Origin of the sequence: Escherichia sp. R1, from assembly GCF_003000935.1 — a bacterium.
Classification (GTDB): Bacteria; Pseudomonadota; Gammaproteobacteria; order Enterobacterales; family Enterobacteriaceae; genus Escherichia; species Escherichia coli.
This window is the reverse complement of sequence record NZ_PSRU01000004.1, coordinates 161,251-184,651: the sequence shown is the minus strand read 5'-3', so window position 1 is coordinate 184,651 and position 23,401 is coordinate 161,251. Positions and strand designations below refer to the sequence as shown.

Annotated in this window: 19 protein-coding genes and 1 tRNA gene; 11 read left to right on the top strand and 9 right to left on the bottom strand. The window is 51.4% G+C overall.

Translation table 11 applies throughout. The annotated features are described in order from the left end of the window. Window positions 1–78: 78 nt before the first annotated feature. Entirely contained in the window at window positions 79–1,116 is a 1,038-nt protein-coding gene (locus C4F37_RS06880; protein ID WP_001280585.1) for a virulence RhuM family protein, read from the bottom strand. 52 nt (window positions 1,117–1,168) lie between these two features. Next, window positions 1,169–1,263: transfer RNA gene (locus tag C4F37_RS06875), tRNA-Sec, on the bottom strand. A gap of 292 nt (window positions 1,264–1,555) precedes the next feature. On the opposite strand from C4F37_RS06875, the gene C4F37_RS06870 reads away from it, so the two are divergent. The 10 genes from C4F37_RS06870 (at window position 1,556) to C4F37_RS06825 (ending at window position 12,504) form a co-directional block, all read left to right on the top strand. Further along, entirely contained in the window at window positions 1,556–2,938 is a 1,383-nt protein-coding gene (locus C4F37_RS06870) for a glycoside-pentoside-hexuronide family transporter (protein WP_000834420.1), read from the top strand. A gap of 9 nt (window positions 2,939–2,947) precedes the next feature. After that, entirely contained in the window at window positions 2,948–5,266 is a 2,319-nt protein-coding gene (gene yicI, locus C4F37_RS06865) for an alpha-xylosidase (protein ID WP_001540105.1), read from the top strand. A gap of 294 nt (window positions 5,267–5,560) precedes the next feature. After that, on the top strand, window positions 5,561–7,114 hold the full coding sequence (locus C4F37_RS06860; protein WP_001314234.1) for a BglG family transcription antiterminator: 1,554 nt from the start codon (window positions 5,561–5,563) through the stop codon (window positions 7,112–7,114). Between the two features lie 26 nt (window positions 7,115–7,140). Then, window positions 7,141–7,611, top strand: coding sequence for a PTS sugar transporter subunit IIA (locus tag C4F37_RS06855; protein ID WP_000355546.1), 471 nt, complete (start codon window positions 7,141–7,143; stop codon window positions 7,609–7,611). Window positions 7,612–7,628: 17 nt separating this feature from the next. Continuing rightward, entirely contained in the window at window positions 7,629–7,943 is a 315-nt protein-coding gene (locus C4F37_RS06850) for a PTS fructose transporter subunit IIB (protein WP_001028073.1), read from the top strand. A gap of 24 nt (window positions 7,944–7,967) precedes the next feature. Continuing rightward, the gene (locus tag C4F37_RS06845; RefSeq protein WP_000654324.1) at window positions 7,968–9,059 is read left to right on the top strand and encodes a PTS fructose transporter subunit IIC; all 1,092 of its coding nucleotides are present in this window, start codon (window positions 7,968–7,970) and stop codon (window positions 9,057–9,059) included. A gap of 11 nt (window positions 9,060–9,070) precedes the next feature. After that, window positions 9,071–9,922, top strand: coding sequence for a class II fructose-bisphosphate aldolase (locus C4F37_RS06840; RefSeq protein WP_001540101.1), 852 nt, complete (start codon window positions 9,071–9,073; stop codon window positions 9,920–9,922). 80 nt (window positions 9,923–10,002) lie between these two features. Beyond that, complete coding sequence (locus C4F37_RS06835; RefSeq protein ID WP_000961378.1) at window positions 10,003–10,863, top strand: ketose-bisphosphate aldolase; 861 nt, start codon at window positions 10,003–10,005, stop codon at window positions 10,861–10,863. A gap of 47 nt (window positions 10,864–10,910) precedes the next feature. Beyond that, window positions 10,911–11,843 (top strand): ROK family protein, encoded by a 933-nt coding sequence (locus tag C4F37_RS06830; protein ID WP_000559088.1) that lies wholly within the window; start codon window positions 10,911–10,913, stop codon window positions 11,841–11,843. Further along, window positions 11,824–12,504, top strand: a complete 681-nt coding sequence (locus tag C4F37_RS06825) for a D-lyxose/D-mannose family sugar isomerase (RefSeq protein WP_001296536.1) — start codon at window positions 11,824–11,826, stop codon at window positions 12,502–12,504. The genes C4F37_RS06830 and C4F37_RS06825 overlap by 20 nt, the downstream gene beginning before the upstream one ends. Window positions 12,505–12,547: 43 nt before the next feature. On the opposite strand, the gene C4F37_RS06820 is transcribed toward C4F37_RS06825, so the two are convergent. Both C4F37_RS06820 and xanP read right to left on the bottom strand, forming a co-directional pair. Continuing rightward, window positions 12,548–14,257, bottom strand: a complete 1,710-nt coding sequence (locus tag C4F37_RS06820; RefSeq protein WP_001774082.1) for an AsmA family protein — start codon at window positions 14,255–14,257, stop codon at window positions 12,548–12,550. Between the two features lie 120 nt (window positions 14,258–14,377). Next, window positions 14,378–15,769 carry a xanthine/proton symporter XanP gene (gene xanP / locus C4F37_RS06815; protein ID WP_001295238.1) on the bottom strand — a complete coding sequence of 464 codons (1,392 nt, stop codon included), beginning with the start codon at window positions 15,767–15,769 and terminating at the stop codon, window positions 14,378–14,380. Between the two features lie 279 nt (window positions 15,770–16,048). Between xanP and gltS the strand changes: the two genes are divergently transcribed. After that, window positions 16,049–17,254 (top strand): sodium/glutamate symporter, encoded by a 1,206-nt coding sequence (gltS, locus tag C4F37_RS06810; protein WP_000468826.1) that lies wholly within the window; start codon window positions 16,049–16,051, stop codon window positions 17,252–17,254. Window positions 17,255–17,287: 33 nt separating this feature from the next. Here the strand turns inward: gltS and recG are convergent, their stop codons facing one another. Genes recG through gmk form a run of 5 tightly spaced genes read right to left on the bottom strand, consistent with a single transcriptional unit; the run spans window position 17,288 to window position 23,151 of the window. Further along, complete coding sequence (gene recG, locus C4F37_RS06805; protein WP_001525901.1) at window positions 17,288–19,369, bottom strand: ATP-dependent DNA helicase RecG; 2,082 nt, start codon at window positions 19,367–19,369, stop codon at window positions 17,288–17,290. A gap of 5 nt (window positions 19,370–19,374) precedes the next feature. Continuing rightward, window positions 19,375–20,064, bottom strand: coding sequence for a tRNA (guanosine(18)-2'-O)-methyltransferase TrmH (gene trmH / locus C4F37_RS06800; RefSeq protein ID WP_001540097.1), 690 nt, complete (start codon window positions 20,062–20,064; stop codon window positions 19,375–19,377). A 6-nt stretch (window positions 20,065–20,070) separates the two neighbouring features. Continuing rightward, window positions 20,071–22,179 carry a bifunctional GTP diphosphokinase/guanosine-3',5'-bis pyrophosphate 3'-pyrophosphohydrolase gene (spoT, locus tag C4F37_RS06795; RefSeq protein ID WP_000280473.1) on the bottom strand — a complete coding sequence of 703 codons (2,109 nt, stop codon included), beginning with the start codon at window positions 22,177–22,179 and terminating at the stop codon, window positions 20,071–20,073. An 18-nt stretch (window positions 22,180–22,197) separates the two neighbouring features. Continuing rightward, on the bottom strand, window positions 22,198–22,473 hold the full coding sequence (gene rpoZ, locus C4F37_RS06790; RefSeq protein ID WP_000135058.1) for a DNA-directed RNA polymerase subunit omega: 276 nt from the start codon (window positions 22,471–22,473) through the stop codon (window positions 22,198–22,200). Between the two features lie 54 nt (window positions 22,474–22,527). Next, window positions 22,528–23,151, bottom strand: coding sequence for a guanylate kinase (gmk, locus tag C4F37_RS06785; RefSeq protein ID WP_001295237.1), 624 nt, complete (start codon window positions 23,149–23,151; stop codon window positions 22,528–22,530). Window positions 23,152–23,401 lie beyond the last annotated feature (250 nt).

Below are 23,401 nucleotides of genomic sequence, written 5' to 3'. Positions count from 1 at the left end.
TATTTTGAATTTGATAAATGAGTAACCCCATAAGTACCCCCAAATGGTTTTGCGTATGGCGTTTGGGGGGATTCCGGGCTACTTTTTCGACTCTTTATTCCACTGTAGCAAACCAGCGATATCCTTCTCGCCTTCGGCTTCTTTTAAGCGCCGTTGTTGTTCGGCAAACTGAACATACTCCGCCTGCGCTTTTTCATCGGCCATTTTCTTGCTGATTTTACCAGCGCCCTGTAGAACCTCTCGGTCGTTAAATTGCAGGAACTGATCCAGCTTATCCTGCCAGTCGCGCAAAAAGACTTGCTGACGACGACGGGCCTGATCCTCGGCAAAGTCCAGCCACATATTAACCACGCGATTAAGTTCGCTGACCTCATCCTGGGTGAGATAATTTTTTGCCACCGTCACGTCGCCCTTACGTACCTCTTCACCTTTATAACTGGTCAAGCCCATGTGCGGCTGGTTGGCATCTGCTCGTTTGTGGATGAGTTCCGCAGCGGTATGCCCGGTACAGGCAAAATGCAGTTTATTCTGGATGGTTTGAAAAAATTGCGTGGTTTCTTTAAGCGATGGCTGATAGTCGGCAGCTAAAGCAAAGATCTCCCGCACCCGCAAATATACCCGACGCTCGCTGGCGCGAATATCGCGGATGCGTTCAAGCATCTCATCAAAATAGTCGGGCACAACCGATGAACCGACAGGCGGATTCTTCAGCCGCTCATCGTCCATCACAAAACCTTTGATCAGGTATTCCTGAAGCGTCTGGGTGGCCCACTGGCGGAATTGCGTGCCTCGAGGCGAGCGAACGCGATAGCCGACAGCGAGAATGGCTTCGAGGTTGTAATGGTCTATCTCTCTGGAAACCTGACGTTTTCCTTCCTGGCGAACTATCCGGAATTTCCGGATGGTTGAGTTTTGAACAAGTTCACCTTCGGAAAATATATTGATTAAATGTTCGTTAATAGTGCGAACATCTTTATCGTACAGTTCAGCCATTGCCGCCTGGGATAACCAGATTGTGTCTGACTCAAAGCGACATTCAACACGCACTCTTCCGTCACCGCTGGCAAACATAATAAACTCGCCTGCTGGGGGCTGGGTTAAGTCTTTGTCTGACATGTCGCCTCCGAAGGAGTGTTGTTGACGTCGGGAGAGTTCAGGAGAGGCATTTTGGCGGAAGATCACAGGAGTCGAACCTGCCCGGGACCGCTGGCGGCCCCAACTGGATTTGAAGTCCAGCCGCCTCACCGGAGACGACGATCTTCCGCGCCTCGATTGCTACATGGAGGCGGGGCGCATTATAGCTACTTCCTTGAGTTTCTACATCCCCCAGATCAGTTTTTTCCGCCTAATACACGCAGCGTATTATCACGAAAACATTATAGTTCATATAAAACTCATATTTTACAATGATATATGAGCGAAATTAACGCTACCACGATCACATAAAACAAGAATCATAAATTAATAACCAGATATCGGAATATTCGCTCTCGCAGGGATGGTTTACAAAATGCGTTATCGGTCTCAGCACCCCTATAGCATCAAGGAAAAGCAGATGAAGAGTGAAGTGTTGTCCGTTAAAGAGAAAATTGGTTATGGCATGGGAGACGCCGCCAGCCACATTATTTTCGATAACGTAATGTTATATATGATGTTCTTTTATACCGATATTTTTGGCATTCCTGCCGGATTTGTCGGAACCATGTTTTTGGTCGCTCGTGCACTGGATGCGATTTCCGATCCTTGCATGGGGTTGTTGGCCGATCGAACGCGCTCTCGCTGGGGTAAATTTCGGCCGTGGGTGCTGTTTGGCGCACTGCCATTCGGGATCGTCTGTGTACTGGCCTATAGCACGCCAGATCTCAGTATGAACGGAAAAATGATTTATGCAGCAATTACTTACACCCTACTTACCTTACTTTATACCATCGTCAATATCCCTTACTGCGCATTGGGTGGTGTAATCACCAATGACCCGACTCAGCGTATCTCGCTGCAATCCTGGCGTTTTGTGCTGGCGACCGCGGGAGGCATGCTCTCTACTGTTCTGATGATGCCACTGGTTAATTTAATTGGTGGTGATAATAAACCTCTCGGTTTCCAGGGCGGTATCGCGGTCCTTTCCGTGGTGGCATTTATGATGCTGGCATTCTGTTTCTTCACCACTAAAGAACGCGTTGAAGCACCACCTACAACGACGTCTATGCGGGATGATTTACGTGATATCTGGCAAAACGACCAGTGGCGTATTGTCGGTTTCCTGACCATTTTCAATATCCTGGCGGTGTGCGTACGCGGTGGGGCGATGATGTATTACGTCACATGGATTTTGGGCACGCCGGAAGTATTTGTCGCTTTTCTCACCACTTATTGCGTGGGTAACCTGATTGGTTCCGCACTGGCGAAACCGCTGACCGACTGGAAATGTAAAGTCACTATCTTCTGGTGGACGAACGCCCTGCTGGCAGTGATTAGCCTCGCGATGTTCTTTGTTCCTATGCAGGCCAGCATCACCATGTTTGTCTTCATCTTCGTGATTGGTGTGTTGCATCAACTGGTGACACCTATCCAGTGGGTAATGATGTCCGATACCGTCGACTACGGCGAGTGGTGCAATGGTAAACGCCTGACCGGGATCAGTTTTGCTGGCACGCTGTTTGTGCTCAAACTGGGGTTGGCCTTCGGTGGTGCCCTTATCGGCTGGATGCTGGCTTATGGCGGATATGATGCGGCAGAAAAAGCGCAGAACAGCGTCACAATTAGCATCATTATCGCGCTATTCACGATTGTTCCGGCGATCTGTTACTTGCTGAGCGCGATTATCGCTAAACGCTACTACTCGCTCACGACGCACAATCTGAAAACCGTTATGGAACAGCTGGCGCAGGGCAAACGCCGTTGCCAGCAACAATTCACCTCTCAAGAAGTGCAGAACTAAGGAACGGCAATGAAAATTAGCGACGGAAACTGGTTGATTCAACCTGGCCTCAATTTGATTCACCCGCTTCAGGTGTTCGAGGTTGAACAGCAGGGTAATGAAATGGTGGTCTATGCTGCCCCTCGTGATGTGCGTGAACGTACCTGGCAGCTTGATACGCCTTTATTTACGCTGCGCTTTTTCTCCCCACAGGAAGGTATTGTCGGTGTACGGATTGAGCATTTTCAGGGGGCGCTGAATAACGGTCCTCATTACCCGCTCAATATTTTGCAGGACGTGAAGGTCACTATCGAAAACACAGAACGTTACGCTGAGTTTAAAAGTGGCAACTTAAGTGCGCGTGTCAGCAAAGGTGAGTTCTGGTCACTGGATTTTCTGCGCAACGGCGAACGTATTACCGGTAGTCAGGTGAAAAATAACGGCTACGTGCAGGACACGAATAATCAACGAAATTATATGTTTGAGCGGCTGGATCTTGGCGTTGGCGAAACAGTTTACGGTCTGGGAGAGCGCTTTACTGCCCTGGTGCGCAATGGTCAGACGGTAGAGACCTGGAACCGGGACGGCGGCACAAGTACTGAACAGGCGTATAAAAATATCCCGTTTTATATGACTAACCGTGGTTATGGGGTACTGGTCAATCATCCTCAATGCGTCTCTTTTGAAGTGGGATCGGAGAAAGTCTCCAAAGTACAGTTCAGCGTTGAGAGTGAATATCTCGAATACTTTGTTATCGACGGCCCGACGCCGAAAGCGGTACTTGATCGTTATACCCGTTTTACTGGCCGTCCGGCGCTGCCGCCCGCGTGGGCCTTCGGTCTGTGGCTAACCACTTCATTTACCACCAACTACGACGAAGCGACGGTAAACAGCTTTATCGATGGTATGGCGGAACGCAATCTGCCGCTGCATGTTTTCCACTTTGACTGTTTCTGGATGAAAGCCTTCCAGTGGTGCGATTTTGAGTGGGACCCGCTGACTTTTCCGGACCCGGAAGGGATGATCCGCCGTCTGAAAGCGAAAGGGCTGAAAATCTGCGTCTGGATTAACCCCTATATTTGGCAAAAATCCCCCGTCTTTAAAGAGTTACAAGAGAAAGGTTATTTACTCAAACGCCCGGACGGTTCGCTGTGGCAGTGGGATAAATGGCAGCCAGGTCTGGCGATTTATGACTTTACCAATCCGGATGCCTGCAAATGGTACGCCGACAAACTGAAAGGTCTGGTCGCGATGGGCGTTGATTGCTTTAAGACCGACTTTGGCGAACGTATTCCAACCGATGTTCAGTGGTTTGATGGTTCCGATCCGCAGAAAATGCATAACCATTATGCGTACATCTACAACGAACTGGTGTGGAACGTGCTCAAGGACACCGTTGGTGAGGAAGAAGCCGTCTTGTTTGCCCGCTCGGCCTCCGTTGGTGCGCAGAAATTTCCGGTACACTGGGGTGGCGACTGTTACGCTAACTACGAATCAATGGCGGAAAGCCTGCGCGGTGGTTTGTCTATTGGCCTTTCAGGTTTTGGCTTCTGGAGCCACGATATCGGCGGCTTTGAAAATACCGCTCCGGCGCACGTTTACAAACGCTGGTGCGCGTTTGGTTTGCTTTCCAGCCATAGCCGTTTACATGGCAGCAAATCTTATCGTGTGCCGTGGGCCTACGATGATGAGTCCTGTGATGTGGTGCGCTTCTTCACGCAACTGAAATGCCGCATGATGCCGTATCTGTATCGTGAAGCTGCACGTGCAAACGCCCGGGGTACGCCGATGATGCGGGCCATGATGATGGAGTTCCCGGACGATCCGGCTTGTGATTACCTTGACCGTCAATACATGTTAGGCGACAACGTGATGGTTGCGCCTGTGTTCACTGAAGCGGGCGATGTGCAGTTCTACCTGCCGGAAGGTCGCTGGACACACCTGTGGCACAACGATGAACTCGACGGTAGTCGCTGGCATAAACAGCAGCACAGCTTCCTGAGTCTGCCCGTTTATGTGCGTGATAGCACCCTACTGGCGCTGGGCAACAACGATCAACGTCCCGATTACGCGTGGCACGAAGGTACGGCATTCCACCTCTTTAATCTGCAAGACGGGCATGAGGCTGTCTGTGAAGTGCCCACTGCTGACGGTTCGGTGATCTTTACTTTAAAAGCAGCACGTACTGGCAACACGATTACTGTGACTGGTACGGGCGAGGCGAAGAACTGGACACTGTGCTTGCGCAATGTTGTGAAAGTAAATGGTCTGCAAGGCGGTTCGCAGGCTGAAAGTGAGCAGGGACTGGTGGTGACTCCTCAAGGGAATGCGCTGACAATTACGTTGTAATCTATTGAAGAATGCCGGATACGAATGGTTTTGTGTCGTATCCGGTAAATAATCTCACATCTGGTAATAAATATTTCTTCCATCGTATTTGCGAGCATGATCACGATTATTCATCACGAAAATGTGATCTGTGCTGAAAAATATCCCTTAACCGCCTTGCTTTGTTTTATCACTGTCCGGATTACGGACAGATTTTAGTATTGTTGTGAAATTATTCTGCTTTATATTTACCCTCAGAGATGGCAACTGAAGCTCTTCCATATGGGGCTTCTTAATCTGTGATAAGGGTAAAAAATGCAAATGATTACCTCGCGACAAAACAGATTATTACGATTCCTTTTACCTCGAAGGGAATATACGACTATTGTTACGATTGCCGGCTATTTAAATGTTTCGGAAAAAACCATTCAACGTGATTTACGTTTACTTGAGCAATGGCTGGGACAATGGAGAATAAATGTTGAGAAGCGTGCTGGCGCGGGTGTGATGTTAAGCGCGGAGAATATTGCTGATTTGCTGCATCTTGATCATTTGTTGGTGGCAGAATGTGAAGAGATTGATGGTGTAATGAATAATGCCAGGCGCGTTAAAATAGCGTCGCAGTTATTAAGTGAAACACCGAATGAAACGTCGATCAGTAAATTGTCAGAACGCTACTTTATCAGCGGAGCCTCTATTGTTAATGACCTGAGAGTAATTGAGTCCTGGCTTGCGCCGTTGGGGTTATCGTTGATCCGCAGTCCAAGTGGTACGCATATTGAAGGTAGTGAAGGGCAAGTCCGACAGGCAATGGCATTACTGATTAACGGCATTATTAACCATAATGAGCCGCAAGGTGTCGTGTATTCACGTCTGGATCCCGGAAGCTATAAAGCATTAGTCCATTATTTTGGAGAAGAAGAGGTGTTATTTGTCCAGTCATTGTTACTGGATATGGAAAATGAATTAAGTTGGTCTTTGGGAGAACCTTATTACGTTAACATTTTTACTCACATCCTTATTATGATGTATCGCAACACGCACGGGAATGCGTTATCAAGAGAAGAAGATCAAACCAGACAATATGATGAAAATATCTTTAATGTTGCCAGTCAGATGATTCATAAGATAGAACAACGAATTGCACATACATTGCCCGATGATGAAGTCTGGTTTATTTATCAATATATCATTTCATCAGGTGTGGCGATTGATGGACAAAAAGATGTTAGCATTATTTCACATATGCAGGCCAGCAATGAAGCGCGTCTGATTACCTGGCGTTTAATTACGGTATTCAGTGACATCGTGGACTGCGATTTTAGTGAAGACAGCGCATTATATGATGGCTTATTGGTGCATATTAAGCCGCTGATTAACCGTCTAAATTATCGCATTCATATCCGTAATCCATTGCTGGAAGATATTAAAGCAGAATTAGCGGATGTCTGGCGGTTGACGCAATATGTGGTGAATCAGGTATTTAAAACCTGGGGTGAGAATGCAGTGAGCGAGGATGAAGTGGGTTACCTGACCGTTCATTTTCAGGCTGCGATGGAGCGGCAAATTGCCCGTAAACGTGTATTACTGGTCTGTTCAACCGGAATCGGAACTTCGCATCTACTGAAAAGCCGTATTCTGCGAGCATTTCCTGAATGGACGATTGTTGATGTTATTTCAGCAGCGAATTTATCACAGGTTTTGCCTGACAATATCGAACTGATTATTTCGACCATTAATTTGCCTACAGTCACTATGCCGGTCGCTTATGTTACCGCTTTTTTTAATGATGCCGATATTAAGCGGGTCACTGAAATGGTGATTACGGAAAAATTACATCATGCGACGTCTCGGGTCGTTGAAATTTAATGTCAGAATTTTATGAGGTATGACGAATGGACATAACAAAAATCCTGAATACGAATCGCGTTATTTTAGATATGCAAGCGACGAATAAAGCGGAGGCGATTGAAGAATTAACTAATCTTCTCAAAAAAGATGGTGCGATCGATTGTCGGGAAACCTTTATTAAAGATGTCTGGCAGCGCGAAGCGGAAGGCTCGACTGGTTTTGAAAATCATATTGCGATCCCGCATGGTAAATCTTCTGCGGTAATTAATACTACGCTGGCAATTGGCCGTACCCGCCAGGATATTCCCTGGGAAACGCTGGATGGCAGTAGCGTGCGCTGTATTATTTTATTTGCGGTACGTCTTGAAGATCAAAATACCACCCATATCCGTTTACTTTCCCAGGTCGCGGGCGCGCTGGCGGATGATGACATCATAGAACAATTATTAGTTGAGACGAGTCCGCAAAAAATCATTGATCTCTTTAGTCAGTATGCACAATCCGATGTCTGCTAAATAACAGGAAGTATGTCATGAATATTGTCTGTGTTGCCGCCTGTACGGCGGGTATTGCTCATACCTATATTGCTCGTGAAAAGTTAATCAAAGGAGCAAAAGCTCTGGGCCATACCATTAAAGTTGAAACCCAGGGAACCATTGGTACAGAAAATGAATTACAGGCGGCAGATATCTCTGCTGCTGACGTCGTGATTCTTGCTGTAGATGTGAAAATAAAAGGAGAAGAACGCTTCACCAATAAACGTATTGTGCGAGTAAAGACAGAGATCGTCATTAAATCGCCCGTTCAATTTCTTGAAAAGGTCGAAAAATCACTGGGAAACAAATGATCCTTATACTGGAGGGATCTTAATATGAAAGACAATAAAATTCCGGTTTCACAGGAAATTAAAAAACATTTATTAACCGGCATCTCGTGGATGATACCCCTTATTGTGGCCGCCGGGATATGTATTGCGTTGGGGCAAGTTCTTGGCGGTACAGATGTTGGTGAAAAAACAGGAACAATCCCGTGGATGCTTAATCAGATTGGCGGCTGGGGAATGGGGCTGATTGTGCCGCTGATTAGCGCGGCAATTGCCTATTCTATTGCCGATCGTCCCGGATTTGCCCCGGGCCTGATTGTCGGCTTTCTCTGCGGGCAAATCCATACCGGATTTATTGGCGGTATGTTGGGTGGTTTCCTGGTGGGCTACACCATTTTGCTACTTAAACGCTATATCCGCCTGCCGCAGTCGATGCAAGGACTCATGCCAATCATGGTGTTGCCGGTATTAAGCACCATTATCGGTGGGCTGTTAATGATGACGCTGATTGGTAAACCCATCGCCTGGTTACAAGAAGCACTGATTCATTTGCTCGAGTCGATGCAGGGCGGATCGCGCTTCCTGATGGGGGCCATACTTGGCGCGATGGCAACCTTCGATTTCGGTGGTCCGGTCAACAAAACCATGTCGCTGTTTTCCGATGGCTTGCTGGTCAGTGGCGTCTACGGACCAGAAGCCGTGAAATTTGTCGGCTCAATCATCCCTCCGTTTGGCATCACACTTTCGTTCTTACTGACACGCCATAAATACACCCGTGCGGAGCGCGAGGCGCTGAAAGCCGCGTTTCCGATGGGGATCTGCATGATCACTGAAGGAGTCATTCCGATCGCCGCGCGTGACCTGCTGCGAGTAGTGGGATCTTGTGTGGTGGCATCGGCGGTCGCGGGCGGCTTAATCATGGTGTGGGGCGTGGAGAGTCCGGTTCCGCATGGCGGCATGTTTGTTGTGCCTCTGTTCACCCATCCTCTGCTGTTTTGCCTGGCGCTGGGTATAGGCACGGTGATTTGTGGCGTGATGCTTTCACTCTGGAAGAAACCGGTAACGGAACGTGACGAAGAGTTTGACGAACTGAGCGATCAAAAGCTGAAAGATGAAGAGATCACTTTCACCCTCGAATAACCGGAGGCCCTATGTTTGCCGATATGAAAAGTATGGTGATGAAAGCCTGGCATGAACATTACGCCTTACTGGCGATCAACTGTATGAATCTGGAAAGTGCTCACGCAGCTATCCGCGTGGCGGAGAAGAATCGCGCTCCGATCATTCTCAATCTCTATCAGGGGCATCTGGCGCATTTTCCTGCACCCGTCGCGGCGGCAGTGGTTAAAACGCTCGCGGAATCTGCCTCAGTACCGGTCGCTCTGGCGCTTGATCATGGCAAAAATCCGGACTGTATTCGTCAGGCGTTTCGTGCTGGTTTCAGCGGATTAATGATTGATGCTTCTGCTTTTCCCCTGGAGGAAAACGTGCGCCAGACCAGGGCGGTGGTGGAACTCGCCGCCAGCGTGCAGCTCTGCGTGGAAGGCGAACTGGGCCATCTGGCAGATGCGCCGCGTTACGACCAGGCCGCCAATGCAGACCTGATGACGCAACCCACTGATGTGGAACCGTTTATCGCGCAGACAGGCATTGATCTACTGGCCGTCTCGGTAGGCACGGCGCACGGCATGTACGCGCCTGGCGTTGTACCTGCTATTGATTTTCAGCGTCTGGCGGAGATTTCGCGCTGCTCGAGCGTGCCTCTGGCATTACATGGCGGTAGCGGTACGCCGTTCGATCAGCTCCAGCTCTGTACGACGCTGGGGGTAGCAAAAATCAACGTGGGGGCGGCCATTTTTGAACGGGGGAAATCCGCGCTCCTGCATACCCTCTGTCACGATATATCCATTGAACTGGTGGACGCGCTGAAAGCTATGGAACTGGCCTTCGAAGAAGCGATTACACCGTATTTACAGGCGAGCGGCGCTATCGGCAAAGCCTGATTCATTTTCTGTCATGGCCTTTATGCCAGTGCAATAACGCACCGGCAGGGCGGACTACACGCTGAAACTGGAGATTTAACATGTTAGTTTCGATGAAAGAATTACTGCAACCTACCCGCCAGCACGGCTTTGCCATTGGCGCATTTAATGTGGCGGATAACTGTTTCCTTCGCGCAGTCGTGGATGAAGCAGAAGCGACAAATACTCCGGCGATTATTGCCATCCATCCCAGCGAACATGATTTTGTGGGCGATGCCTTTTTCGCTCACGTTCGCGAAATTACCCAGCGTAGTCCGGTCCCGTTTGTACTGCACCTCGATCATGGTGCCTCTGTAGAGCATGTTTTGCGTGCGATTCGCTGCGGATTTACCTCAGTAATGATCGACGGTTCGCTGCTGCCGTATGAAGAAAACGTGGCGCTGACCGCAGAAGTGGTTCGCCTCGCTCACGCGGTTGGAGTATCGGTTGAGGGTGAACTGGGAACCATCGGACAAACAGGAACGTCGGTGGAAGGTGGTGTTTCACAAGTGACCTACACAGATCCGGCGCAGGCCGCCGATTTTATTGCTCGTACAGGTGCCGACACACTGGCGGTAGCGATTGGTACGGCACACGGCATCTATCCAAAAGGGATGCAACCGAAGCTGCAAATGGACATTTTGCGCGACATTGCCGGACGCATTGATATTCCGCTGGTACTACACGGTGGTTCGGCAAACCCGGACGCGGAGATTGCTGAATCAGTTACGCTCGGCGTCGGCAAAATCAATATCTCCAGCGATATGAAATACGCCTATTTCCAGAAAGTGCGTGAAATTCTCGCTAAAGAGAGCTGGTGGGACCCGAACGTCATCTATCCGGATGCGATTAACGCGGCGCGGGAAGTCATTCGCCACAAAATGAAACTGTTCGGTTCGCTCGGTAAAGCATCACTGTACTAAGCCAGAAGGGCGGGGTGACCCGCCTTTTACGCAACAAGGAACGAGATATGCACTATCTGGGGTTGGATATTGGTGGGACCAAAATCGCCGCCGTTGTCATGGATGCGCATGGCTGGGAGATTCGCCGTTACCGCTGCCCGACGCAAAAGTCGACATATCAACAATTTGTCTCATGCGTTGTGGCGCTTATCGAGCAGATTAGGCGGGACGTTCAACGACCGATGCTGACAGGGATCGCCTTACCCGGCAGTATCTCGCCACTCACTGGCCTGATTAAAAACGCGAATATTCAGGTGATTAACGGTCATGCGTTACAGGCTGATTTGCAGCAATTGCTTGGGCAACCGGTGGTGATAGCCAATGATGGTAACTGTTTCGCGCTATCAGAAGCTTGCGACGGTGCCGGGCAAGATTATGACGTGGTATTTGGTATTACGCTTGGTACGGGCTGCGGCGGTGGCATTGCCATCAAGCAACGACCGTTTATAGGGGCCTGGGGAAATGCTGCCGAATGCGGTCATATCACGTTGCCAGGCTATACGGAGCAGGAAGATGGTCCATCAGTCAGTTGCTATTGCGGCAAACACAACTGCGTGGAGTCGTTTGTTTCCGGCAGCGGTTTTAGTGAACGCTATCAACAGATGACTGGTAACTTGCTCACTCCTGCGGCGATTGTCACCCTGGCACAACGTGGTGATGCTTGTGCCATGCAGCAGGTGGCACGTTTTCGCCAACAGCTTGCCCGCACGCTGGCAACCATCGTTAACGTTGTTGACCCTGGCGTGATTGTGATCGGCGGCGGGCTTTCGAATGTGGAACTGCTTATCACCGATCTGAACGCAGAAGTCGCTCCACTGGTTTTCACCGATCAATTCACCACTCCCATTGTAAAAGCACAGCACGGCGACAGTAGCGGAATGCGTGGCGCTGCCTGGCTTGCTATGCGCAACGGAGAAGCCAATGAAACGTTCACAAATTAATTATGTTATTGATAAAGCACATGCCATTGCGCAGACCTTCCGCGTTTGTTTGCCAGAGTTCGCCTATTTTACGGTGGATGACTGGCTGCAGCGGGAACGGGATAACTGGCAAGAAGTGGTCGACTTACAGCTCGGTTGGGATATCACCGATTTTGGTCGTGGTGATTTCAACCAAACGGGACTAACACTGCTAACGATGCGCAACGGCGCGCTGGGGTCGGCGGCATATCCAAAACCGTATGCTGAGAAAATGTTGCAGATCCAACAAGATCAGCAGACTCCCTGGCATTTTCACACCCACAAAATGGAAGATATCCTCAATCGGGGCGGTGGAGACTTATGCATGCAGTTGGCCTGGGCCAACGAAGCCAATCTCTGTGATGATCAACGAGTCATTACCGTGAGTGTTGATGGTCAGCGGCGTACCATGAAACCTGGTGAAACGCTGGTGCTAAAGCCGGGGCAGGGCATTTGCCTGCCGCCGCGTCTGTATCATCGCTTCTGGGCGGAAAAAGCGTTTGTTCTCGGCTGGGAAATCTCGATGGTAAATGATGACCAACACGATAATTATTTTCTTGAGCCGGGAGGACGTTTTCCGGCGATAGAAGAAGATGAACCGGTGAAATGGTTATTGTGCGGTGAGTATGGAATTTTGCGCTAATAACGGGGAACGCTAGCGCTGATATCCGCTAGCGTCCTTATTTTTACTGCACCGGCTCCGTCGACGTAACTTCACTACTGGAAACTACGCCCGCATTCATGGTTTGAGTCACTTGCTGCTTTGCGGCATTCACGGCATGCAATTGCCCGCTAACCGTAGGTTTCAGCGGGACATTGACCTGAATATCGCCACTGGCGGTAAGCTGAATATTGCCGTCGCCAGTCAACGGTAATTCAGGCCATCCCCAATGTTGCAAAATATTCACCGGCACACCGCGTCCATTCAGGCTGATATGGGTCTGACGTTGTGGCGTTTGTGAAACACTGGCGGTGGCTTCCAGAATGCCTTTTTCAGTAAATGCACTCAGTTCGCTGATATTCACCGTGCTGCTGTTGGCAGTTAGCGCCAGCGACGGACGACGGACATCAACACGATTAAACGTTGCGGCGGCGGCATTCAGATTCGCCGAGCCACTCCAGACGCCCCATTTATGATCGGTAACCAGCGTCAGATTGGCACCGTAACCATCGAGCGCGGTGAGCTGCCACGGGAAGTCAGGGTCGATATCAATGATCAGATTGCGGCTGGCGCTAAATCTCTTCAGTTGCAGGCTGTTTAACCAACCGGGTGTCGTTTCCATCCACAACTGTTGCCAGTTTTTGGGCAAGGTATATTCCAGTCCGGCAATTGCCGCATCATCGAGGATCAGCGTTTTCCCGTCGCGTTGCCAGTTTCCTGACGTTCTGACCATACCCCCTTCCCAGCGGCTGGTGAACTGGCGCAGTGCTACGCCCTGCGGGGAAAATTCCGCGTTTATAATCGGATCAAATAAATGCAGCGAGCCATAAATAAACTCGCTGGCGTTCATCGACAGTTTACCTTCCTGTGTCTGCCAGTCATCTTTACTGAAGGTCATGTTGCGCAAGCTGAGATCGAGGTCGGCCACCGCCCAGTCCGGACCTTGCAAACGAGCGTCGATGACTTCCAGGCGACCAATCTGCAACGACGGGACAGAGCGTAATGGTGCAAAGAAGTCGGTTAGCGATTTTTCGCTTTGTAGACGGATATCCGCCATGCGCAGGTTTTCCACTTGCCAGCTGCCGTCAGCGTTACGCTGCGCGTTTCCGGTTAATGTCCCGCGGGCGATGTCGGCACCCAGGTTAGTCAGCGTAACGCGATCGTTATCAATACTGCCTTCAATCAGTACATTGGTGGCAGGAACATCATTGAGCGAAAGCGATCCGGCACTAAACTGAATCTGTGCCTTCGTACCCAGCACTTTACCGGCTTCTGGTGACCACGGAACCACGCCGCCATTTACCCGCTGCGCGCTCAGTTTCCATTCGCTATTCGGGCTATTAAACGCCATATCACGCAGTTGCAGACGATCGGCTTTGAACGGTAGCGGCGCGGTCTGGTCGGTGAGATTCAGCGTCCCGTTTTCCAGCAGGATGGTATCGACATGGCGTGGTTCGGTCAGTTGCCGACTGCTTAGCGCAATGTCGACACTTTTTGCTACCAGGGTCGCGGGCTGGCCATCACGGCCAAACGTGACGTTCTCCAGCACGATATGAGATGGCGCGGAAAAACGGTGATCCATCGCCCCGAAGGCCAGATGATAGTCGCTATTCTCGGAAACCCATGCGCTGATATGTTCTGCTCCCCAGCGAGTTTGCAGAAGAAAATAGAGGCCAGCGATCACCACTAACAGAGCGATGAGAATGTAGAGAAGCAGCTTCCCAATAAATTTCATGGTCTTCCATCCCGTGAAATGCACATAAGGGAGTTATGCACGATTTACGCGCAATCCTCAAGGCGGGAATGGTGAAAGAGGTGAGACTGCGGCGGTAATTATCTTACCGCCGCCAGTGAATTACTGTTTTTCTGGTGGGAAAATCAGATTCAGCACGATGGCAGTAATACCGCCCGCGGCAATCCCGGAGGAGAGCAGGTTTTTCAGCCATTCAGGAGCAAACTGCAAAATCAGCGGCTGCTGAGACACGCCCAGACCGACCGCCAGCGACAGCGCGATAATCAGAATCGCCCGGCGGTTCAGCGGCTCACGAGAAACGATACGCACACCGGAGGCGGCGATGGTGCCAAACATTACAAGCGTTGCGCCGCCCAGAACCGGTTCTGGAATGTGTTGTACAAAACCGCTCACTGCCGGGAACAGACCCAGCACGATCAACATCAGCGCGACGACAAAACCGACATAGCGGCTGGCAACACCGGTTAACTGGATCACCCCGTTGTTCTGCCCGAAGCAGGAGTTCGGGAAAGTATTAAATACCGCCGAGACAAACGAGTTCAGGCCGTTTGCCAGCACGCCGCCTTTCAGGCGTTTCATGTACAGCGGACCGGAAACCGGCTGTTCGGAAACGTCAGAGGTCGCCGTGATATCGCCAATGGTTTCCAGCGAAGTGATCATAAAGACCAGCATCAGCGGCAGCAGCAGACTCCATTCAATGCCAAGACCGTAATAGAGCGGCGTTGGCACCATAATCAGTTCTTGTGTCATCGGTTCGTTGCTTTCTGGCAACATGCCCATAAACCACGCCAGCGCATATCCGGCCGCCATCGCAATCACCAGTGAGGCCACGCGTAAGTAAGGGTTACGTTGACGGTTAAGCAGGATAATTAAGGCTAAGACCACGCCTGCCAGCAGCAGATTTTTCGGTGCGCCGAAGGTGTTATCGCTCATGGCTGCGTAACCGCCGCCAATGGAGGTCAGTCCAACCTGAATTAGCGACAGGCCGATAATCATCACCACAACGCCAGAAACCAGCGGCGTAATAATGCGGCGCGCCAGATGCAGAACGCGGGAGATCACCATCTCGGTACAACTTGCCAGCATCAACGTGCCGAACAAAGCTGCCATCATGGTAGGAACATCAGCACCACCGGTCTTCAGCGCTGTGCCGCCCATAATCAGCGGAGCAACAAAGTTGAAGCTGGTGCCCTGAATAGACAACAACCCGGAGCCAACCGGACCCCAGGCCTTAATTTGAATAATCGATGCCACACCGGAGGCAAACAGCGACATACTAATAATGTGTTGCGTGTCTTGTGCCGGTAAACCCAGCGCCTGGCAGATTAATAGCGCTGGCGTGATCACCGCAACGAACATCGCCAGCAAATGCTGACAGGCGGCAAACAGGGTTTGAGGAAGCGGCGGACGATCTTCAAGACGGTAAATCAGTTCGCTGTTTTGAGTCTGCGCAACCGGTTGCGCATTTTCTGACTCGAGGGTGGAAACAGACATCGAAAACAATCCCGTGGTAGCAAAGCGGGCATTTTAGCTGACCGAAAGAGAAAAGCAAACGTTTGCCACATCCTCATCTAAATATTTAAATGAGATAAATGTACTTTTTTATATAACTTTTAGTTGTTTTCTGCTTAAAATCCATGCCATTTTTCTAGTTTCAGCTAAGAATTCGAACCAGGAAAGCATGACTCGATACTCGTCATATTTCGCCTTACTGCAAATGCGCGATGAAGTATGACGAGTATGAAAGAGTGATGCGGACACAAAGGAGTAACTATGTTTCATCTCGATACTTTAGCAACGCTTGTTGCCGCAACGCTGACGTTGCTGCTCGGGCGCAAGTTGGTCCATTCCGTCTCCTTTTTGAAGAAATACACCATACCGGAACCTGTTGCGGGTGGTTTATTAGTGGCGCTGGCGCTGCTGATACTGAAAAAAAGCATGGGCTGGGAAGTCAACTTTGATATGTCCCTGCGCGATCCGTTGATGCTGGCTTTCTTCGCCACCATTGGCCTGAACGCCAACCTTGCCAGTCTGCGAGCTGGTGGGCGTGTGGTGGGGGTTTTCCTGATTGTGGTTGTTGGCCTGTTGGTGATGCAAAATGCCATTGGCATTGGTATGGCTAGCCTGTTAGGGCTTGATCCGCTGATGGGGCTGCTGGCCGGTTCTATTACGCTTTCCGGCGGTCACGGTACGGGTGCTGCATGGAGTAAATTGTTCATTGAACGTTATGGCTTCACCAATGCGACAGAAGTGGCGATGGCCTGTGCAACGTTCGGTTTGGTGCTGGGCGGCTTGATTGGCGGTCCGGTGGCACGCTATCTGGTGAAACACTCCACCACACCGAACGGTATTCCGGATGACCAGGAAGTTCCGACTGCGTTCGAAAAGCCGGATGTGGGCCGCATGATCACCTCGCTGGTGCTGATTGAAACTATCGCGCTGATTGCTATCTGCCTGACGGTGGGGAAAATTGTTGCGCAACTTTTGGCTGGTACTGCTTTTGAACTACCGACCTTCGTCTGTGTACTATTTGTTGGCGTGATTCTGAGCAACGGTCTGTCAATGATGGGCTTTTACCGCGTCTTTGAGCGAGCGGTATCCGTGCTGGGTAACGTAAGCCTGTCGTTGTTCCTGGCGATGGCGCTGATGGGGCTGAAACTGTGGGAGCTGGCTTCGCTGGCGTTGCCGATGCTGGCGATTCTGGTGGTACAGACCATCTTCATGGCGTTGTATGCCATCTTCGTTACCTGGCGCATGATGGGCAAAAACTACGATGCGGCAGTGCTGGCTGCGGGTCACTGTGGTTTTGGCCTCGGTGCAACGCCAACAGCAATCGCCAACATGCAGGCGATCACTGAACGCTTTGGCCCGTCGCACATGGCGTTCCTGGTCGTGCCGATGGTCGGTGCGTTCTTTATCGATATCGTCAATGCACTGGTGATTAAGCTGTATTTGATGTTGCCGATTTTTGCCGGTTAACCGATGAAGCGGCGGTCTTCTCACCGCCGCTTTTTACGCATTCGAGTAACGTTCTGTTTCTGGCATCCAGCGTTCTATCAGGGCTTTTGCCTGCTGTGGGTAACGTTCGTGAATATGTCGCGCCAGGCGCTGAACTTCCGGGATCATCGCCTGATCGCGCAGTAAATCCGCCACTTTAAATTCAGCATTCCCCGTCTGACGTGTACCTAACAATTCGCCAGGGCCGCGAATCTCCAGATCTTTCTGTGCAATCACAAAACCATCGTTGCTGTCGCGTAGTACCTGCAGGCGGATTTGCGCGGTTTTGGAGAGCGGCGTTTTGTAGAGCAGCACGCAGTGAGAAGCCACCGCGCCACGACCTACACGCCCGCGAAGCTGGTGTAACTGCGCCAGACCCAGACGCTCCGGGTTTTCGATAATCATCAGACTGGCATTGGGTACATCAACACCGACTTCAATGACAGTAGTGGCAACCAGCAGGTGTAGCTCGCCTTGTTTAAACGATGTCATCACAGCCTGTTTCTCGGCGGGTTTCATCCGTCCGTGTACCAGGCCAACATTCAACTCTGGTAGCGCCAGTTTCAACTCTTCCCAGGTCGCTTCCGCCGCCTGCGCTTCCAGTAATTCCGACTCTTCAATCAACGTACAAACCCAGTACGCCTGACGCCCTTCAGTCATACAGGCGTGGCGCACGCGGTCAATGATATCGGTACGGCGGGTATCAGGAATAGCGACCGTAGTCACTGGCGTGCGGCCTGGCGGCAGCTCATCTATCACCGAGGTATCGAGATCGGCATACGCAGTCATCGCCAGCGTGCGGGGGATGGGCGTGGCGGTCATGATCAACTGATGCGGGTGGAAGCCCTGCTGCTGGCCTTTCTCCCATAACGCCAGACGCTGATGCACGCCAAAACGATGCTGTTCGTCGATAATCACCAGCGCCAGGCCGTTAAACTGCACCTGTTCCTGGAAAATGGCGTGCGTACCAACAATCATCTGCACCTGACCGCTGGCGATGGCCTCTTGCTGAGCCAGTCGTGCTTTACCTTTCTGTTTTCCGGCGAGCCAGCCTACTTCGATACCGAGCGGTGCAAACCAGTTACGGAAGTTATTGGCGTGCTGCTCGGCGAGTAATTCGGTTGGTGCCATCAGGGCCACCTGTTTGCCGTGGGCAACCGCACGCAACGCGGCGAGGGCGGCGACCAGCGTTTTACCGGAACCTACATCGCCCTGCACCAGGCGCATCATTGGCACATCCAGCGCCATATCGCGCTCGATCTCCGCCACTACGCGTGCCTGTGCGCCCGTTGGCTTGAACGGTAAGGCGGCGAGGAGTTTATTTTTCAGCGCGTCATTGGTGCTCAGCGGCTGAGCATGAAAACGTTGTGCACCGGCACGTAACGCCAACATGCTGAGGTTGTGCGCCAGCAACTCTTCCAGAATCAGACGGCGTTGTGCCGGATGCTGCCCGGTTTCGAGATCGCTAAGCTGCAGCGTCGGCGGTGGGCGATGCAAAGTGCGCAACGCTTCCGGTAGCGTCATCATTCCTTGTGACAGTTCCGGCGGCAGGAGTTCTTCAATGGCGCATGTGTCGAGCAGATCCAGCGCCTGGTCGGTTAATTTACGCAGCGTAGCCTGCTTTACGCCTTCCGTAGTTGGATAAACCGGTGTGAGCGTTTCCTGTAACTCTGGCGTGCTGAGATCGCCCTGCACACGGTATTCCGGGTGGATCATCTCCGCACCATATTTGCCGCGCTTTGCTTCGCCATAGGCCAGCACGCGGCGGCCTGTCGCCAGGCTATTTTTCATTGCCGCATTGAAGTTGAAAAAGCGCATAGTGAGAATGCCGGAACCGTCGCTGATCTGGCAGGTCATCATCCGCCGACCGCCGAAGGAGATATTGCAGTTCAGCACTTCGCCTTCCACCGTGGCATAAACACCCGGCAGTAGTTCACCGATGGGGTAGAGATGTGTGCGATCTTCGTAGCGCAGGGGAAGGTGTAAGAGTAGATCCTGCACGGTATGCAGGTTGATTTTCGCCAGCTTGTTACTAAGCGCTGCGCCAACGCCCGTTAGGGAACTGAGCGGGACAGCATCTAACAGGCGACCTTTCATCGCACTTACCCTGCAGCCTGCATGGTGGACCACCAGTCAGCATCGGCTTCAATCTCGCCTTGCTGATTAACGTGGGGGTAGGGCAGACCTTTGCGTTTTGCGACTTTCGCCAGCACCGGATAGCCGCCTTCAAACAGCAGGCGTTGTTGCTCGGCTTCCGGCAACATGCTGTTTTCACGCAGGTACATGCCCGCATTTTGCCGCTGGCGCTGGGCTTCGTAAAGAATGAGGGCTGAGGCAACGGAAACATTCAGCGACTGCACCATGCCGATCATCGGAATGATGATATCCTGATCCGCCAGGGCCAACGCTTCCTGCGTGATGCCCGTTTTCTCCTGTCCCATCAAAATACAGGTCGGGCGAGTGTAATCAATTTCGCGGAAATCAACAGCGTTATCAGAAAGATGGGTTGCCAGAATCTGCATGCCCTGGCCTTTCAGATGAGCGACGGCATCACTAATGGTGCGGTGCGTTTTCACCTGTACCCAGCTGTTACTACCCGCAGCTGCCGAAGCCATGGTGCGCATCCGGCTGCCAGGCCAGACAGCATGAACTTCATGTACGCCAACGGCATCTGCGGTACGAATAATCGCAGAAACGTTATGAGGTTTGTGGACCTGCTCCATGCAGACGGTCAGATCAGGCTGCCGCCTGGCGAGCATTTCGCAGATGCGTGCATAACGTGTTGGGTTCATAAAACATTAATTTCGGTTTCGGGTGACTTTAATCACGTCTGGCATCACGCGGATTTTGCGCATGATATTCGCCAGATGCACACGGTCACGGGCGGTCAGACGAATAAAGGCGCTATAGACGCGACCATCTTTCTCTTCCGTATTCAAACTTTGAATATTCGAGGTCGTGGTGTTAATTGCCGCCGTCAGGTTTGCCAGCGCGCCCTGATGATTGAACATCTCCACCTTGATTTCGGTGATGAATTCCTGCGCCGTCTCTTTATCCCATTCAACAGCCATAAACTTCTCTGGCTCTTTCTGGTAGCCACGGATGTTACGGCAGGATTCATGGTGGATCACCAGACCTTTACCGGGGCTGACGTGGGCGATAATCGGGTCGCCAGGAATTGGGCGGCAGCATTTCGCAAAGGTGATCAGCACGCCATCGGCACCTTTAATGGGCAGATGTCCGTGACTTTGGGTTGCCGGTGGAATGGAGGCGTCCCCATGTTGCAGATTTTTCGCGACCACCACGCTCATTGCGTTACCAAGGCCGATTTCTGCCAGCAGATCGTCAAGCGTTGCCAGCTTCATGCGGTCCAGCTCGCGCTGAATATTTTCCTGCGGGATTTCATTGAGCTTACGGCTACCACCCAACGCATGGTTGAGCAGACGACGGCCCAGGCTTACAGAATCATCACGCTTGAGGTTTTTCAGCAACTGACGAATTTTGGCGCGCGCTTTCGAGCTGACGACAAAGTTCAGCCACGCGGCATTCGGGCGAGCACCCGGTGCGGTAATGATTTCAACGGTTTGACCGCTAGTAAGCGGCTGCGACAGCGGGTAAGGCTGGCGGTCGACGCGTGCGCCCACGCAGGCATGGCCGATATCGGTATGCACCGCATAAGCGAAGTCGACGGGCGTTGCACCGGCAGGCAGTTCGACAATGCGCCCTTCTGGTGTGAAAACGTAAATCTCATCCGGGAAGAGATCGGATTTAACGCTCTCGATAAATTCAAACGAGCTACCGGCACTCTGTTGCAGCTCCAGCAGGCTTTGCATCCAGCGCTGGGCGCGTATTTGCGCGGTAGTGCTGGTTTCGCCGTGCTCTTTATAAGCCCAGTGCGCGGCAACACCCATCTCCGCCATCTGATCCATATCTTCGGTACGGATCTGGACCTCAACCGGCACGCCGTGCGGGCCAATCATCGAGGTGTGCAAAGACTGATAGCCGTTCGCTTTTGGAATGGCGATATAGTCTTTCACGCGGCCCGGACGCGGCTTGTACAGGCTGTGCATCTGGCCCAGCACGCGATAACAGGTGTCAGAATCATTGACGATCACGCGGAAAGCGTAGATGTCCATGATTGAGTGAAAACGCTGCTCTTTGAGCACCATTTTGCAGTAAATCGAATAAAGATGCTTTTCGCGACCACTGACGCGGCACGGTATTCCCGCTTCCTGCAAACGCCCTTCGATTTCAGAAAGAATCTTCTGGATCATCTCTTTACGGTTGCCGCGCGCGGCTTTCACCACTTCTTTGATTACGCGATAACGGTTGGGATACAGCGCCTCAAAACCCAGCTCCTCGAGTTCGGTTTTAATGTGGTGGATACCTAAACGGTGCGCCAGCGGGCTGTATATTTCGAGAGTTTCACGGGCGATGCGGCGACGTTTGTCCGGGCGAAGTGAGCCCAGCGTGCGCATGTTGTGGGTACGGTCGGCAAGTTTGATGAGAATGACGCGGATATCCTGCACCATCGCCATAATCATCTTGCGAAAGTTTTCGGCCTGCGCCTCTTTCTTATCGCGGAACTTGAGTTTATCAAGTTTCGACACCCCCTCTACCAGCTCGGCGACGCTTTTACCAAAAAGCTGTTCCATGTCCTGGTAGGTGGCGGGTGTATCTTCAATCACATCATGCAGCAGCGCCGCCATCAGCGTTTCATAGTCGAGTTTCATCTCGGCCAGAATGCAGGCAACCGCCACCGGGTGCGTGATATAGGGTTCACCGCTTGAACGTGTTTGCCCCTCGTGAGCATCACGTGCAACGAGATACGCCTGCCGCAGACGCTTGATTTGGTCTTCCGGCAGGTAGTTTTGAATCAGCTGATTCAGGCTTTCAAACAGATACAAGGGCGACCCGCTTTGTGATTAACGACGACCTTCAGCAATAGCGGTAACGGCTTGTAATTCAGCGGCTTCCTGCTCTTGCTGTTCCTGGCGTTCGCGAACGTCGAGGATCTGGTTGTTGATCAGACCTTCTTCGATTTCGCGCAGCGCGATTACAGTGGTTTTATCGTTTTCTTCCGGTACCAGCGGATCCTTTCCGCCTACCTGCATCTGACGAGCGCGACGCGCGGCGACCAGTACCAGGTCAAAACGGTTACCAATTTTCTCTACAGCGTCCTGAACAGTTACGCGTGCCATACTTAAAAAGCTCCACAGGTGAAGAAATGACTGGGCATGATACTGAAATCAGGTTCAGTCTGCCAACAATTTGCTGATTAAAGCGTCATGACGCTGCTTTTGGCGGCTCATGCGCAGACGTTCGGCGCGAATAATGGTCTTCAAATCGGTCAACGCGGTATCGAAGTCATCATTCACAATCAGGTAATCATATTCGGCGTAATGGCTCATTTCTGCAACAGCTTGCGCCATACGCTTTGCAATGACCTCTTCGCTGTCCTGACCGCGACCGCGTAGACGGCGGTCCAGTTCGATTTTAGACGGCGGTAAAATAAAGATACTCCGCGCGTGCGGCATCTTCTGGCGAATTTGCTGCGCACCCTGCCAGTCGATATCGAGAAAAACATCGACACCGGTCGCCAGTACTTGCTCAATGGCCTCACGCGAAGTGCCATAGTAATTACCAAAAACTTCTGCGTGTTCGAGGAACGCATCTCTACTAATCATTTCTTTAAATTCATCATGATTAACAAAGAAATAATGTTCACCGTGGACTTCACCAGGACGCGGTTGGCGTGTGGTGTGTGAAACAGAAACCTGGGTGTCATACAACGGTTGGGTTTTTAATAAAGCCTGAATCAGGCTGGATTTACCCGCGCCACTGGGGGCAGAAACAATATAAAGCGTGCCTTGAGCCATGAGTATCTTTCGTATGTGATTAGCGAAATAAAGCCTACATACGAGCTTATTATACACGGCGCGGCCATGTGACGTAGCCCTTGCTCACACTTTTTGCGCAAAGTTGTTGCATTTTGCGTAGCTGCTTCCGCATTTGCCTGTGATTCACTGCAATAAAGACGATTCTCAGGAAGCGTCCTCGCAGACTCCGTTTTTGCCACTCGGCTTTGCTTTCACCACGTTGTATATCTGCCTGACTATCTACAGCGGA